A 14,779-nucleotide genomic window follows, 5' to 3' on the forward strand; every position below is an offset into this window, starting at 1 on the left:
CCCACGGATCAGGCTCCTTGCTGGGGTGTTGGGGACGTGCCCGCAGGGACGCGGGAAGACTCTGTTGACGTGCGGGAGCCGGGCACCGGGTCGTAGCCACCGGCGGCCCAGGGGTGGCACCGGCCCAGCCGGCGGACGGCGAGCCAGGTGCCGCGCACGCTCCCGTGCGTGGTCACGGCCTCGAGCGCGTAGGCCGAGCACGACGGGTGGTAGCGGCAGACCTGACCGTAGAGCGGGCTGATCAGCAGGCGGTACGCGCGCAGGAACCCGATCAGCGCCCAGCGAACCGGGTCGTACCTCACCTCGACACCTCCACTCGGCTCAGGCAACGCCCGAGATCGGCGCCGAGTTCCGCGGCAGACGCGGTGGCAGCGGCCGGGAGCGCCCGGACCACGAGCACAGCAGAGCCCGGGAGCGACGCGATGTGCTCCCGGGCCTGGTGTCGAAGTCGGCGCTTCACGCGGTTGCGGACCACGGCGTTGCCCACGGCCTTGCTGACCACGAAGCCCACCCGCGGGTGCGTTGCCTCGGGGTCATCGGCGAGATGGACGACGACCGTTCGTGACCCCGCCTTGCGTCCGGTGCGGACCGCCCGCTGGAAGGAGGGCCCGTCGGTGAGGCGATGCGCGCTGGGCAGCACGGCCGACCTGGGCGGCGGCGTGCCTCAGACGGCGAGGCTCTTGCGGCCCTTGCGGCGCCGCGAGGAGAGAATCGCGCGGCCGGCACGGGTGCGCATCCGCAGGCGGAAGCCGTGCACCTTGTGCCGGCGGCGGTTGTTCGGCTGGTACGTGCGCTTGCTCACGAGGTTCTCTCCATGCTGGTCGGGCCCGAGGTGATCGAGCGAAGTCCGAAGGCGGCCATCCCGGGCCGGCGATGCGTGCAGTAGCCTTCTTCGGCTGGCACCGCGCACCCACGACAGCGCCCCTCGGGCGGCTGCTCTTCGTGGGCATGCGGCACCGGTCGACACCGGGTGACCGCACAACGGTACGCGCCCGCAATCCACAGGGTCAAACCGGCACCGGGCCCGATCTGAACCGCCTGTGGATGACGTCTTGCCGGTGCGCTTCCCGGCTTGTTACGTTCGTCGCCACCGGGGTTCCCCGCCGGCCACGATCCACCGCTTCTCCGCAGGTCGTGTGACCCGTACCACAACGGGCTACACATCCCATCTGACCTGCGGAAACAGGAAGCTCCGTGGGTCAGGGACGCGTCTCGGACTGGTTCTCTCCACAAGGAGTGGATCGGGTTCACAACCTGTGGACAAAGTTGTGGACGCAAGACGACCGCCAGACCGAGTGCCGGCCCGCCGAAGCCTTTCCGGAGCGCTTTCGAGGTCGCCGGTTCCGCTGCGAGCCGGAGCCGCGTCCACGACGATGGGGACCGGCCAGTGGCCGGCCGGGAGCAGTCCCCGGTCGACAGCGACAAGCGCAGAAAGCGGGAATGGTGGAGCAGCAGACCTCGGACCTCGACCTCGCCTGGCGGGGCGTGGTCGACGACCTCCAGCCCAACCAGCGCGCGTGGCTCAAGGCGAGCGAGCCGGTGACGCTCCATGAGAGCACCGCCATCGTCGCCGTCCCCAACGACTTCACGCGCAACCAGCTCGAGGGCCGACTCCGCGCCCAGCTCGAGGACGCGCTCAGCGAGCGCTTCGGTCGCGAGATCCGGATCGCGGTGACCGTGAACCCCGCCCTCGAGGCCAGCGGCGCGCCGACCGTCGACACCCGGTCCGAGCCCTCCCGTCCACAAGCCGACTTGTCGACAAATCCACAGATCGACGTACCGTCCGCCGTTCCCGCCTCGACCCCGCCGGTCGAGCAGGTCGACGCCGGACCTCGACCGACCGCACTCGAGACCAGGCTGAACCCGAAGTACACCTTCGAGACGTTCGTCATCGGCTCGTCCAACCGGTTCCCGCACGCCGCCGCCGTCGCGGTGGCTGAGGCGCCCGGCAAGGCGTACAACCCGCTCCTCGTCTACGGCGACTCCGGCCTCGGCAAGACGCACCTGCTCCACGCCATCGGCCACTACGTGCGCTCGCTCTACACGGCCGCCCGCGTTCGGTACGTGTCGAGCGAGGAGTTCACCAACGAGTTCATCAACGCGATCCGCGACGACCGGCAGGACCGCTTCAAGCGGCGCTACCGCGACGTCGACGTGCTGCTCATCGACGACATCCAGTTCCTGGAGGGCAAGACCCAGACCCAGGAGGAGTTCTTCCACACGTTCAACACGCTCCACAACGCGAACAAGCAGATCGTCCTCACCTCCGACCGCGCGCCGAAGCGGCTCGAGGCGCTCGAGGACCGGCTGCGCAACCGGTTCGAGTGGGGTCTCATCACCGACGTGCAGCCGCCCGACCTCGAGACCCGCATCGCGATCCTGCGCAAGAAGGCCGCGATGGACCGGCTGACGGCGCCGCCGGACGTCCTGGAGTTCATCGCCTCGAAGATCCAGACCAACATCCGTGAGCTCGAGGGTGCGCTGATCCGGGTCACGGCGTTCGCGAACCTCAACCGCCAGGAGGTCGACATGACCCTGGCCGAGATCGTGCTCAAGGACCTGATCCCCGAGGGCGGGGAGCCCGAGATCACCGCGGCACTGATCATCGCGCAGACCGCGGCGTACTTCGGGCTCTCGATCGAGGAGCTCACCGGACCGAGCCGCGGCCGCCACCTGGTGATGGCGCGCCAGATCGCGATGTACCTGTGTCGCGAGCTCACCGACCTCTCGCTGCCCAAGATCGGCGCCCAGTTCGGCAACCGCGACCACACGACGGTCATGTACGCCGACCGCAAGATCAACCAGCTGCTCGCCGAGCGCCGCGCAGTCTTCAACCAGGTCTCCGAGCTCACCAACCGCATCAAGATGCACGCCCGGCAGACCTGAGATCCATCCCGAACCACGCGACCCGGCAGAGAGCTTCTGCCGGGTCGCTGCCATTTCCTGTCGTTCCCCACCCTGTGGAGGAGGTGTGCGCTGGAGGCCCGACGCCCGGGAGAACCTGTGGACGACGAATGACACCCCTGCGCACGAGTCCGCGAGGTCCACATCCTGCGCGAGTCGTTCAGTGGTCGTTCCACACCCCCTGTGCACGCCGAATCGACGTGCTGACCTGCGACAACGCGCGTCGTCCACAGATTCCACCGATGCTGCGACTCCGACGTACCTCCAGACATATCGATTCCCCGTGAACTTCGATCCGCGCACCTTCCTGGGGACAACGCCCTCCCGACATCGCGTGTCGTGCTTGCGCTCCGCACCCCAAACCACACCGAACCTCCCGCCGGTCGGCGCCGCATGGCAGGATTCGCATCCCATCCGTCCGTGCCCGACCGATCCGAAGGACCCATCGTGAAGTTCCGCGTCGAGCGCGACGTGCTCGCCGATGCCGTCGCCTGGGCTGCCCGCAGCCTCCCGGTCCGTCCCAGCGTGCCGGTCCTCGCCGGTCTCCTGATCGAGGCGAACGACGCCGGCCTGGTGCTCTCCACCTTCGACTACGAGACCTCGGCGCGCGCCACGCTCAGCGCACAGGTGAGCGACGAGGGTCGGGCGCTCGTCAGTGGCCGCCTGCTCGCGGACATCTGCCGCAGCCTGCCCGCCAAGCCGGTCGACGTGGTCCTCGACGGCGCGCGGGTCTCGCTCACGTGCGGCTCGGCCCGGTTCAGCCTGCAGACCATGCCCGTCGAGGACTACCCGGCGCTGCCCGACATGCCGGCCGCGACCGGCACCGTCGACAGCGAGGCCTTCGCCCACGCCGTGGCCCAGGCCGTGACGGCCGCGGGGCGCGACGACATGCTCCCGGTGCTCACCGGTGTGCGGGTCGAGATCGACGGCTCGACGATCTCCCTCCTGGCCACCGACCGGTTCCGCCTGTCGCTCCGCGAGCTCGACTGGAACCCCGGCACCCCCGACGTCTCCGCGGCGGCCCTCGTCCCGGCCCGGGTGCTCGGCGACACCGCCAAGTCGCTCACCGCCGGCGGCGAGGTCACGATCGCGCTCGCAGCGACCGGCACCGGCGAGGGCATCATCGGCTTCGAGGGCGAGGCGCCGGGCGGCCGGCGGCGTACGACGACCCGCCTCCTCGACGGGGAGTTCCCCAAGGTCCGCAGCCTCTTCCCGAGCGAGCACCTCACCACGGCGCTCGTCGACAAGACCGCGCTGATCGAGTCGGTGCGCCGCGTCTCGCTGGTGGCCGAGCGCAACACCGCCGTGCAGCTGGCGTTCAACGACGGCGTGCTCACCCTCGACGCGGGCTCCGGTGACGAGGCGCAGGCGTCGGAGTCGATCGAGGCGAGCATCCAGGGCGACGAGCTGACCACGGGGTTCAACCCGCAGTTCCTGCTGGACGGGCTCACGGTCATCGACCAGCAGGTCGTCGAGCTCGCGTTCACCCAGGCGTCGAAGCCGGTGGTGATCAGCGGGTCGACCGAGGGCCAGTCGGAGACCGCCTTCCGCTACCTGCTGATGCCGCGCCGCCTCCTCTCGTAATCAGCCCGGCGAGCCCATGGGTTTCGACGCGCCGTTGCGACCTCGCAGGCTCGGTCGCAGGCTTGCTCGACCTCCCGCCACACGCCGTGCGCTCCTCCGTCGCGCCCGGCTAGTGTCGTGACATGGACATCGGACTCGTCGGGCTCGGCAAGATGGGTGGCAACATGCGCACCCGCCTGCGCAACGCGGGGCACACGGTGGTCGGCTACGACCGCAACCCGGACGTCGCTGACGTCGACAGCCTCGCCGCGATGGTGGAGAAGCTGCCCTCCCCCAAGGTCGTCTGGGTGATGGTGCCCGCCGGCGACCCGACTCGCGAGACGATCCGCGAGCTCGGCGGACTCCTCGGCGAGGGCGACCTCGTCGTCGACGGCGGCAACTCGCGGTGGACCGACGACCAGGTGAACGCCGAGATGCTCGCCGAGCGCGGCATCGGATTCGTCGACTGCGGGGTCTCCGGCGGGGTCTGGGGCCTGCAGAACGGCTACGCGCTGATGTGCGGCGGCTCCGACGAGGACGTCGCGAAGGTGCAGCCGGCGTTCGACGCCCTCAAGCCGGAGGAGGGCGGGTTCGTGCACGCGGGCCAGAAGCCCGGTGCCGGCCACTTCGCCAAGATGGTCCACAACGGCATCGAGTACGCCATGATGCAGAGCTACGCCGAGGGCTGGGAGCTGCTCGAGAAGGTCGACCTCGTCGACAACGTGACCGAGGTCTTCGACTCGTGGCGGTCCGGCACGGTGATCCGGTCGTGGCTGCTCGACCTGCTGGTCGCCGCGCTCGAGGACGACACCCACCTCGACAAGATCGCCGGCTACGCCGAGGACTCCGGCGAGGGCCGCTGGACCGTCGAGGCCGCGATCGACAACGCAGTGCCGATGCACGTCATCGCCGCCTCCCTCTTCGCCCGCTTCACCTCGCGCCAGGACGACAGCCCGGCGATGAAGGCGGTCGCCGCCATGCGCAACCAGTTCGGCGGCCACGCCGTACGCACCGAGGCGCCGTCCGGTGGGGACGTGAGCTCGTGAGTGACCGCTCGTGTACGTCGCGCACCTGACCCTCCACGACTTCCGGTCCTACGCGACCGCTGACGTCGAGCTGGGGCCCGGGGTCACGGCGTTCATCGGCCGCAACGGCCAGGGCAAGACCAACCTCGTCGAGGCGATCGACTACCTCTCGCGGCTGGCGTCGCACCGGGTCGCCGGCGACGCGCCGCTGGTGCGGGCCGGCGCCGAGCAGGCGGTGGTGCGCGCGGCCGTCGTCCGCGACGGACGGACCGCGGTGCTCGAGGTGGAGATCAATCCCGGCAGGTCCAACCGGGCACGGGTCAACCGGTCCCCACTCCCCCGCGCCCGCGACCTCGTCGGGCTGGTGCGAACGGTCGTCTTCTCCCCCGAGGACCTCACGCTCGTCAAGGGCGACCCGTCCGACCGTCGCAAGCTCCTCGACGACCTGCTGATCCTGCGCGCACCCCGGCTCGCCGGCGTGCGCTCCGACTACGACCGGGTGCTGCGGCAGCGCAACTCGCTGCTCAAGACCGCGGGCGCCGCGCGCCGCGGCTCGTCGTCGCAGGAGGGCGCGCTCTCGACGCTCGGCGTCTGGGACGCGCACCTAGCCCGCACCGGCGCCGAGCTGTTGGCCGAGCGACTGGCGCTCGTCGAGGCCCTGCGGCCGTACGTCGGCAAGGCCTACGAGACCGTCGCCCGCGGCGCGACCCGCGACGACGCGGACATCGAGTACCGCCCGTCGTTCGACCTGGAGGGCCGCACCGAGCGCGACGACCTGACCGAGGCGCTGCTCGCGGAGGTCGAGCGCCGCCGCAGCGACGAGCTCGACCGGGGCATCTCCCTGGTGGGTCCGCACCGCGACGAGCTGCTGCTGACCCTCGGCCACGGTCCCGGCGACAACCGTCTCCCCGTCAAGGGCTACGCCTCCCACGGTGAGTCGTGGTCCTTCGCGCTCGCGCTGCGGCTCGCGTCGTACGACCTGCTCCGCGCTGACGGCGACGACCCGATCCTCGTGCTCGACGACGTCTTCGCCGAGCTCGACACCGAGCGGCGGGCCCAGCTCGCCGAGCTGGTCGCCGGCGCCGAGCAGGTGCTGGTCACCGCGGCCGTCGGCGCCGATGTGCCCGAGGCGCTCGCCGGGGTGCGGTACGTCGTGGGCGGCGGCGAGGTGGTCCGTGAGCAGTGAGTCGCCCGAGGGCGACGAGCAGCGGCCCGAGCCGGAGGCGGCCCCGGCCGAGCACGACCCCGACGGCCTCGACCTGGCGCGGTCCCTGACCCGGGCGACGTCGAAGTCGACGCCCGCGGCGCGCAAGCCGCGCCGGAAGGGCGACCGGCCGGCCCGCGGCCGGGTGACCGGTGCGCACCCCGACGACCGCGACCCGCAGCTGCTCGACAACACCCTCGGCCGCCTCGTCGCCGAGCACGGGTGGGAGCTGGACCTGCGGGTGCAGGGGGTCTTCGGCCGCTGGGCCGAGCTGGTCGGCGCCGAGGTCGCGCAGCACTGCACCCCCGAGACGTTCACCGACGGGCGCCTGGTCGTGCGCGCCGACTCGACCGCCTGGGCCACCCAGCTGCGGCTGCTCGCGCCGACGATCGTGCGCCGGCTCAACGAGGAGCTCGGGCACGGGACCGTGACGCTCATCGAGGTCCTCGGACCGCACCTGCCGACCTGGAAGAAGGGCCCCCGGTCGGTCCGCGACGGGCGCGGCCCGCGCGACACCTACGGCTGAGCCGCGGGCGGTCGCCGGAGACGATCTGACGGGCTCTCCGACGTACCGGGACCTGTCCGCACCCCTGTGCGGCGCTCGGAACCGCACTCACGGCGCGCTCAGCAGCACTTTTCGTCCACAGACGACGCCCCCCGGAAGGGCGTGGCGTGGAATGCGGCCTTCCGAGGGCTATCATGGTCGTTGGCCGCTGAGCGCCCGCGTTCGCGGCCATCTCCATGTGAAGACCACCGTCAGAAGAGGTGCGCGTGAGCGACGTCAACCCCGTCGAGCCCGACGAGATCCCCGTCCCCGCCCCACCGACCAACGGTCGCGTCGACACCGAGTACGACGCCTCTGCCATCCAGGTCCTCGAGGGCCTCGAGGCGGTCCGCAAGCGGCCCGGCATGTACATCGGGTCGACCGGTGAGCGCGGCCTCCACCACCTGATCTGGGAGATCGTCGACAACGCGGTCGACGAGGCGCTCGCCGGCCACTGCGACCGCATCGTGCTGACCCTCCTCCCCGACGGCGGCATCCGGGTCGAGGACAACGGCCGCGGCATCCCGACCGGCACCGCCCCCGGCCAGGAGCTCCCCGCGCTGACGCTGGCGCTGACCGTCCTGCACGCCGGCGGCAAGTTCGGCGGTGGCGGCTACAAGGTCTCCGGTGGTCTGCACGGCGTCGGCGTCTCGGTCGTCAACGCGCTGTCGACGAAGGTCGTCGCGGAGGTCAAGAATCGCGACCACCTGTGGCGCCAGGCGTTCACGGTCGGCGTCCCCGACGGGGACCTCGAGCAGGTCCGGCCGATGGAGCCCGGCGAGCGCACCGGCACCACGATCACGTTCTGGGCGTCGCCGGACATCTTCGAGACCACGACGTACTCCCTCGAGACGATCACGTCGCGGATCCGCGAGTACGCCTTCCTCAACAAGGGCCTCGAGATCGTGGTCCGCGACGAGCGGCCGCAGGCCGACGACCTCGCCGACGCGGTCGAGGACGACACCGTGGCGGACGACGTCGACCAGCAGCGCGCCGACAGCATCAAGCGCGCGGAGACCGGCGGCATCGAGCAGGTCTTCCGCTACGACCGCGGCCTCGTCGACTACGTCGAGTACATCAACCGCAAGAAGCAGGTCGCGAACCCCACGATCATCTCGTTCGAGGCCGAGACCCCCGAGTCGGCCGAGAGCCACATGAGTCTCGAGATCGCGATGCAGTGGAACACGTCGTACACCGAGTCGGTCCACACCTTCGCCAACACGATCAACACCCACGAGGGCGGCACGCACGAAGAGGGCTTCCGCGCGGCGCTCACCTCGCTGGTCAACAACTGGGGCTTCGAGTGGGGCCTGATGAAGAAGCAGGAGGACCGGGTCTCGGGCGACGACATCCGCGAGGGCTTGACGGCGATCATCTCGATCAAGCTCGGCGAGCCCCAGTTCGAGGGGCAGACCAAGACCAAGCTCGGCAACACCGAGGCCAAGGGCTTCGTGCAGCGCATCGTCAACGACCAGCTCGGCGCCTGGCTCGAGCAGAACCCGGGCGAGGGCAAGGACATCATCCGGCGCGCCCAGGCCGCCGCGACCGCCCGGATCGCCGCCCGCAAGGCGCGCGACCTGGCCCGCAACCGCAAGGGCCTGCTCGGCGGTGGCGGCCTGCCCGGCAAGCTGCGCGACTGCAGCTCGCGCAACCCCGAGGAGTGCGAGGTCTTCATCGTCGAGGGTGACTCGGCCGGCGGCTCGGCGGTCATGGGCCGGGACAACCGGATCCAGGCGATCCTCCCGATCCGCGGCAAGATCCTGAACGTCGAGAAGGCCCGCATCGACAAGGTCCTGGCCAACCAGGAGGTCCAGGCGATCATCTCGGCGCTCGGCACCGGCGTCCACGAGGAGTTCGACCTCGACAAGCTGCGGTACCACAAGATCGTGCTGATGGCGGACGCCGACGTCGACGGCCACCACATCAACACCCTGCTGCTGACGCTGCTCTTCCGCTTCATGCGCCCGCTGATCGAGGCCGGCCATGTCTATCTCGCGCAGCCGCCGCTCTACCGGATCAAGTGGAACAAGCCGCACGAGCACGAGTTCGTCTACTCCGACGCCGAGCGCGACGCGGTCATGCGCGACGGCCTCGAGCAGGGCAGGAAGCTGCCCAAGGAAGCGCCCATCCAGCGCTACAAGGGTCTCGGCGAGATGAATGCCGACGAGCTCTGGGAGACCACCCTCGACCCGGACCAGCGGGTCCTGCTCCAGGTGACGCTCGAGGACGCCGCGCAGGCCGACGAGATCTTCTCGATCCTCATGGGCGAGGACGTGGACCAGCGCCGCTCCTTCATCCAGCGCAACGCCAAGGACGTCCGATTCCTCGATATCTAGATCTCTAGATCAGATCCAAGATATCGATAGACGACACCAGAGAGAGCAATCGTGACTGAGACGCAGAGCAACCTCGGCGACGGGACCGGCGGCGGGCGGATCCAGCCCGTCGACCTCCAGGAGTCGATGAAGCGCTCCTACATCGACTACGCGATGGCGGTCATCGTCGGTCGCGCGCTGCCCGACGTGCGCGACGGGCTGAAGCCGGTGCACCGCCGGGTGCTCTACGCGATGTACGACGGCGGTTACCGGCCCGACCGCGGCTTCAACAAGTGCGCGCGCGTCGTCGGCGACGTCATGGGTAACTACCACCCCCACGGCGACACCGCGATCTACGACACCCTGGTCCGCCTCGCCCAGCCGTGGGTGATGCGCGCGCCGCTGGTCAGCGGCCAGGGCAACTTCGGCTCGCCGGGCAACGACCCCGCCGCGGCGATGCGGTACACCGAGTGCCGGATGGCGCCGCTGGCCATGGAGATGGTCCGGGAGATCGACGAAGAGACCGTCGACATGACCCCGAACTACGACGGCAAGACCGAAGAGCCCACGATCCTGCCGGCGCGGTTCCCGAACCTGCTGGTCAACGGCTCGGCCGGCATCGCGGTCGGCATGGCCACGAGCATCCCGCCGCACAACCTGCGTGAGGTGGCCGAGGGCGCCAAGTGGGCTCTCGAGCACCCCGACGCCAGCCGGGAGGAGCTGCAGGACGCGCTCATCGAGCGGATCAAGGGCCCGGACTTCCCCAACGGCGCGCTCATCGTCGGCCGTGACGGCATCGAGCAGGCCTACCGCACCGGCCGCGGCTCGATCACCCAGCGAGCGGTGATCGAGGTCGACGAGGACAAGACCGGCCGGACGGTGCTCGTCATCACCGACCTGCCCTACATGGTCAACCCCGACAACCTGCTCGTGAAGATCGCCGAGCTCGCCGACGCGGGCAAGGTGCAGGGCATCGCCGACGTCCGCAACGAGACCTCGTCGCGCGTGGGCCAGCGCATCGTCGTCGTGCTCAAGCGCGACGCCGTGGCACGGGTCGTCCTCAACAACCTGCTCAAGCACACCGAGCTGCAGACCAACTTCTCGGCCAACATGCTCGCCCTGGTCGACGGCGTGCCGCGCACCTTGACCGTCGACCAGTTCATCAGCAACTGGGTCGAGCACCAGATCAGCGTCATCCGCAGGCGTACCGAGTTCCGCCTCAGGAAGGCCGAGGAGCGGGCCCACATCCTGCGCGGGCTGGTCAAGGCGCTCGACATGCTGGACGAGGTCATCGCCCTCATCCGGCGCTCCCCCGAGGTCGACGACGCTCGCCGCGGCCTGATCGAGCTGCTGGAGATCGACGAGCTCCAGGCCAACGCCATCCTCGACATGCAGCTGCGCCGCCTCGCGGCCCTCGAGCGGCAGCGCATCATCGACCAGCTCGCCGAGATCGAGCTCGAGATCGCCGACCTCAAGGACATCCTCGCCAACGTCAGCCGCCAGCGGCAGATCGTCATCGACGAGCTGATGGAGATCGTCGGCAAGTACGGCGACGACCGTCGTACCCAGATCATCGCGGCCGCGGGCGACATGTCGATGGAGGACCTGATCCCCGACGAGGAGCTGGTCGTCTCGATCACGCGCGGCGGCTACGCGAAGCGCACCCAGCGCCAGCAGTACCGCATCCAGAAGCGGGGCGGGAAGGGCGTGCGCGGCGCGACGCTGCGCGGCGACGACGTCGTCGAGCACTTCATCGCCACGACCAACCACCACTGGCTGCTGTTCTTCACGACGGCCGGCCGGGTCTACCGCACCAAGGCCTACAACCTGCCCGAGGCGTCGCGCGACGCGAAGGGCGGGCACGTCGCCGGGCTGCTCAGCTTCCAGCCCGACGAGAACATCGCGCAGGTGCTGGCGATCCGCGACTACGACCAGGCGCCGTACCTCGTGCTGGCCACGCGCAACGGCCTGGTCAAGAAGACGCGCCTCGCCGACTACAACAGCCCGCGCCAGGCCGGCGTCATCGCGATCAACTTCCGCGAGGACGACGACGAGCTGATCGGCGCCGAGCTCGTCAACGCCGAGGACGACATCCTGCTGGTGTCCCGCAAGGGCCAGGCGATCCGGTTCGGTGCCGACGACGGCCAGCTGCGGCCGATGGGGCGCGCGACGTCCGGCGTCACCGGCATGAAGTTCCGGGACGGCGACTCCGTGCTGTCGATGTCGGTCATCCGCGCCGAGCAGGTCGCGGCCGAGGAGGCCGCGGAGGCGCGGGCCGAGGCCGCCGGCGAGTCCACCGCGGCCGGCGACCTGCCCGACGTGAAGGAGCAGTACGTCTTCACCATCACCGACGGCGGCTTTGCCAAGCGCAGCCGGATCTCTGAGTACCGCACCACCAACCGTGGCGGCATCGGCATCAAGGCGATGGCGCTGCAGAACGAGGACCGTGGCCAGCTCGTCGGCGCGTTCATCGTCGAGGAGGGTGACGAGATCCTCTCGATCACCCAGAACGGCCAGGTCGTGCGCAGCCCGATCAACGCCGACTTCCGGCCCACCGGCCGGTCGACGATGGGTGTGAAGTTCGTGAGCCCGAAGTCCAAGGACTCGGTCGCCGTGGTCGCCCGATCGGTCGAGTCCCGCGAGGACGAGGAGGGCGAGCTCGAGGGGGACGACAACTCCGTCGAATCGTCCGATGCAGGCGTGGGTGCAACAATCGAGGGGACTGCAGAGGAGACGGCCACCGCCGTCGACGCTCCCGAGGCCGACACCGACGGAGAGAGTGAGGCCTGATGACCGACCGATCCGCCGAGCGCACCGCTACGCGCAACCCCGCTGCCCGACCGGGCTCCAGTGCACCCGCAGGCAAGAAGCCCGTGGGTCGTCCGGGCCTCGGCGAGCGGATCTCGGCAGCAGTCGGGCAGGCCGCCGACGAGCACCGGGCCAACGCCAACCCGGACTCGCCGTCCGCCGCCAAGAAGGCCTCCCCCGCCCGGCGCCCGCCGCGGCGGGCCCGGCTGCGGCTGACGCGCATCGACCCGTGGTCGGTCATGAAGACGGCGTTCCTGCTCGCGATCGCCTTCGGCGTGGTGACGATCGTGTCGGTCTTCATCATCTGGTCGGTGCTGTCGGCCGCCGGCGTCTGGGACTCGATCAACCAGACCGTCCAGGACGTCGTCGGCGGTGACGACGCCTCGGGCTGGGACGTCGAGAAGTACGTCGGCATGTCCCGCGTGATGGGCTTCACGATCCTCGTCGCGGTCGTCGACGTCATCCTGATCACCGCGATCGCGACCCTCGGCGCGTTCCTCTACAACATGGCCGCAGCCCTGCTCGGCGGCGTCGAGCTGACCCTCGCCGAGGACCAGCGCTGACCGTTCTTCCGGGGTCGTCCCGGTGGCGCCCGCCGTTTTGTCGGGCGCTCCGAGCGTGGGGTAATGTTCCCCCGGTTCGCGGGCCTATAGCTCAGACGGTTAGAGCGCTTCCCTGATAAGGAAGAGGTCACAGGTTCAAGTCCTGTTAGGCCCACCATCCCGGCGCGACAGCGGTACACACTCGAGCCCATGGGAGTCACCATGAAGAAGATCCTGCTGCTCCTGCTCGCCGCCGGCACCGCCGTCGTCGTCAAGAAGAAGCTCGACGAGGGCAAGCACGAGCAGGCCCTCTGGGCCGAGGCGACCGACAGCGTCTCCCGGTCCTGATCCCGGTCTGATCCCGGGGCGGCCCACCCGCCCGAGGGGCCTTGGCGCAATTGGTAGCGCACCTGCTTTGCAAGCAGGGGGTTAGGGGTTCGAGTCCCCTAGGCTCCACTTAGCAATAACCGCTGGTCAACGTAGGGAGTGACTCCCCGCCGCGACGGGTCAAACGGCGGCACCCAATGGGCCTCGCGCCCTTACGTGCCCAAGCACGCTCGGAAATGAGCGTGCTTGACCCGTCAGGACGGCAAGATGACCGACCCGAGCAGTACCCCTACCGACACCCGATCCGCGCGCAAGTCGCGAACGCGCAAGACCTCCCGAGCATCTTTCGGCAGCACCCGCCGACTTCCCTCCGGCCGCTACCAAGCGCGTTACACCGATCGGCAGATGAACCGGCACACCGCGCCCCAGACCTTCGCGACCAAGCGAGAGGCCGAGGACTGGCTAGCGACCGTCCGCGCCGACGTCGTGCGCGGCACCTGGCGCGCTCCCTCACTCGGCGCCGTCACACTGGCCGACTACGCCGCCGAGCACCTGGCGATGCGCGTCGACCTCGCGCCCCGCACGCAGCAGCTCTACGCCGACGTACTCGCCGGCTGGACCGCGAGGGCGCTCGACCTGCCACCCGCACCCGGCCGGACCCGCGGCACGCTCGAAGACCTGGGCATCACAACCAACAAGAACGTCGAGCGAGCGGTTGAGAGGACGACCGTCGCCACCGAGACGGTCCAGGCCGAGGTCGGTCGCCTGGCCTTGGAGACCGCCGCGGCCCAGCGTCTGGCCGTCTGGGTCGGCGTCGGAACAGCAGTCCTCGGCGCACTCCTCGGCGCTTTCGCTGGCGCCTTCGCAGCGCGGATGGTCGGGAGTTGACCCCCGCGCAATGGCGACCGCTCGTTTCCGGCAGCGAATCTCGGGCCTTCCGACGTCCTACTCGGCGCCGGCGGCGTTGTCTGGCGTAAGGAACAGGGTGAGGAGTTCGTCCATGTCTGCGAGCGCTGACGACGATAGTTCAGCCGCCTTGCCGCGCTCTTTGAGCGCCCGGCGCAGGTGTCGATTGGCCTTCGCCTCCGCTACCCGTGCTGCGCTCTCCTTCTCACGCACCATCTGAAGCCGGCTGACAGCCTCACGAAGGCGCATGTTCTCGGCATGCAGGGAGTCGAGCTGACTCGCAGACGAGAAGGAGGAGGAGGCCGGCTCGCCGGACGGTTCGTCCTCGTGGAGCACGGGCCGCAGCCAACTTCCGGCAGGCGGCGCTGCCCGGTATCGCTCGATGCTTGCGAGCGTCACGGTGGCGTGTCCGAAGCCGTCGAGCCGGGCATCCAGGTCTCCACGGGCGATGCGCGCATAGACGGTCGAGCGCGATGCGTAGCCGAGCAGGTCCGCGGCGCGTCGAACCGATACTGATGGTTCTGAACCAGAATCAGGCTCAGTCATTCGTGCTCAGCCTCGCCGCGTGTCGGTCTCGAACTGTTTCTGGACAGATCTACCCTGATGTTGTACAGAAACGGCCCGAAACTACCATGTGCACA

14 protein-coding genes and 2 tRNA genes are annotated in these 14,779 nt (G+C 69.7%); 12 read left to right on the forward strand and 4 right to left on the reverse strand.

Annotation, left to right across the window (positions count from 1 at the left end; translation table 11 throughout):
• Nucleotides 1-8: 8 nt before the first annotated feature.
• The 3 genes from yidD to rpmH are packed head-to-tail and all read right to left on the reverse strand — an operon-like array spanning nt 9 to nt 802.
• Complete coding sequence (gene yidD, locus ACFQQI_RS15050; protein WP_378564826.1) at nt 9-302, reverse strand: membrane protein insertion efficiency factor YidD; 294 nt, start codon at nt 300-302, stop codon at nt 9-11.
• The gene (rnpA, locus tag ACFQQI_RS15055; protein WP_378564829.1) at nt 299-640 is read right to left on the reverse strand and encodes a ribonuclease P protein component; all 342 of its coding nucleotides are present in this window, start codon (nt 638-640) and stop codon (nt 299-301) included. Before rnpA ends, yidD begins: the two co-directional genes overlap by 4 nt.
• A gap of 24 nt (nt 641-664) precedes the next feature.
• A complete protein-coding gene (gene rpmH, locus ACFQQI_RS15060) occupies nt 665-802 on the reverse strand; it encodes a 50S ribosomal protein L34 (RefSeq protein ID WP_011758123.1) in 138 nt (45 codons plus the stop codon).
• 638 nt (nt 803-1,440) lie between these two features.
• Here rpmH and dnaA point away from each other — a divergent pair.
• The 12 genes from dnaA (at nt 1,441) to ACFQQI_RS15120 (ending at nt 14,120) form a co-directional block, all read left to right on the forward strand.
• Nucleotides 1,441-2,886 carry a chromosomal replication initiator protein DnaA gene (gene dnaA, locus ACFQQI_RS15065; protein WP_378564834.1) on the forward strand — a complete coding sequence of 482 codons (1,446 nt, stop codon included), beginning with the start codon at nt 1,441-1,443 and terminating at the stop codon, nt 2,884-2,886.
• A 465-nt stretch (nt 2,887-3,351) separates the two neighbouring features.
• Nucleotides 3,352-4,488: a DNA polymerase III subunit beta gene (dnaN, locus tag ACFQQI_RS15070; RefSeq protein WP_378564837.1), complete on the forward strand. Its 1,137-nt coding sequence runs from the start codon at nt 3,352-3,354 to the stop codon at nt 4,486-4,488.
• A gap of 122 nt (nt 4,489-4,610) precedes the next feature.
• A complete protein-coding gene (gene gnd / locus ACFQQI_RS15075; RefSeq protein ID WP_378564840.1) occupies nt 4,611-5,513 on the forward strand; it encodes a phosphogluconate dehydrogenase (NAD(+)-dependent, decarboxylating) in 903 nt (300 codons plus the stop codon).
• Between the two features lie 10 nt (nt 5,514-5,523).
• The gene (recF, locus tag ACFQQI_RS15080; protein WP_378564843.1) at nt 5,524-6,678 is read left to right on the forward strand and encodes a DNA replication/repair protein RecF; all 1,155 of its coding nucleotides are present in this window, start codon (nt 5,524-5,526) and stop codon (nt 6,676-6,678) included.
• Nucleotides 6,668-7,222: a DUF721 domain-containing protein gene (locus tag ACFQQI_RS15085; RefSeq protein ID WP_378564846.1), complete on the forward strand. Its 555-nt coding sequence runs from the start codon at nt 6,668-6,670 to the stop codon at nt 7,220-7,222. Before recF ends, ACFQQI_RS15085 begins: the two co-directional genes overlap by 11 nt.
• A 278-nt stretch (nt 7,223-7,500) precedes the next feature.
• Entirely contained in the window at nt 7,501-9,576 is a 2,076-nt protein-coding gene (gene gyrB / locus ACFQQI_RS15090; RefSeq protein ID WP_378565567.1) for a DNA topoisomerase (ATP-hydrolyzing) subunit B, read from the forward strand.
• Between the two features lie 126 nt (nt 9,577-9,702).
• Entirely contained in the window at nt 9,703-12,345 is a 2,643-nt protein-coding gene (gyrA, locus tag ACFQQI_RS15095) for a DNA gyrase subunit A (RefSeq protein WP_378565570.1), read from the forward strand.
• Nucleotides 12,345-12,926 (forward strand): DUF3566 domain-containing protein, encoded by a 582-nt coding sequence (locus tag ACFQQI_RS15100; protein WP_378564849.1) that lies wholly within the window; start codon nt 12,345-12,347, stop codon nt 12,924-12,926. The genes gyrA and ACFQQI_RS15100 overlap by 1 nt, the downstream gene beginning before the upstream one ends.
• An 80-nt stretch (nt 12,927-13,006) precedes the next feature.
• Nucleotides 13,007-13,083 (forward strand) — tRNA-Ile (locus tag ACFQQI_RS15105).
• A gap of 32 nt (nt 13,084-13,115) precedes the next feature.
• A complete protein-coding gene (locus ACFQQI_RS15110; RefSeq protein ID WP_378564852.1) occupies nt 13,116-13,253 on the forward strand; it encodes a DLW-39 family protein in 138 nt (45 codons plus the stop codon).
• A 35-nt stretch (nt 13,254-13,288) separates the two neighbouring features.
• A tRNA-Ala gene (locus ACFQQI_RS15115) sits at nt 13,289-13,361 on the forward strand.
• Nucleotides 13,362-13,637: 276 nt separating this feature from the next.
• Nucleotides 13,638-14,120: a hypothetical protein gene (locus ACFQQI_RS15120; protein ID WP_378564853.1), complete on the forward strand. Its 483-nt coding sequence runs from the start codon at nt 13,638-13,640 to the stop codon at nt 14,118-14,120.
• A gap of 57 nt (nt 14,121-14,177) precedes the next feature.
• Here ACFQQI_RS15120 and ACFQQI_RS15125 read toward each other — a convergent pair whose 3' ends face one another.
• On the reverse strand, nt 14,178-14,684 hold the full coding sequence (locus tag ACFQQI_RS15125; RefSeq protein ID WP_378564855.1) for a hypothetical protein: 507 nt from the start codon (nt 14,682-14,684) through the stop codon (nt 14,178-14,180).
• Between the last annotated feature and the right edge of the window lie 95 nt (nt 14,685-14,779).

Source organism: Nocardioides sp. GCM10030259, assembly GCF_042666375.1.
Taxonomy (GTDB): Bacteria; Actinomycetota; Actinomycetes; order Propionibacteriales; family Nocardioidaceae; genus Nocardioides.

Bases quoted from the DNA above. Each gene is read 5' to 3' on its own strand.
- dnaA (WP_378564834.1), top strand. From the start codon at position 1,441: ATGGTGGAGCAGCAGACCTCGGACCTCGACCTCGCCTGGCGGGGCGTG.
- ACFQQI_RS15125 (WP_378564855.1), bottom strand. From the start codon at position 14,684: ATGACTGAGCCTGATTCTGGTTCAGAACCATCAGTATCGGTTCGACGC.
- ACFQQI_RS15100 (WP_378564849.1), top strand. From the start codon at position 12,345: ATGACCGACCGATCCGCCGAGCGCACCGCTACGCGCAACCCCGCTGCC.
- gyrA (WP_378565570.1), top strand. From the start codon at position 9,703: ATGAAGCGCTCCTACATCGACTACGCGATGGCGGTCATCGTCGGTCGC.
- ACFQQI_RS15120 (WP_378564853.1), top strand. From the start codon at position 13,638: ATGAACCGGCACACCGCGCCCCAGACCTTCGCGACCAAGCGAGAGGCC.
- gnd (WP_378564840.1), top strand. From the start codon at position 4,611: ATGGACATCGGACTCGTCGGGCTCGGCAAGATGGGTGGCAACATGCGC.
- ACFQQI_RS15110 (WP_378564852.1), top strand. From the start codon at position 13,116: ATGGGAGTCACCATGAAGAAGATCCTGCTGCTCCTGCTCGCCGCCGGC.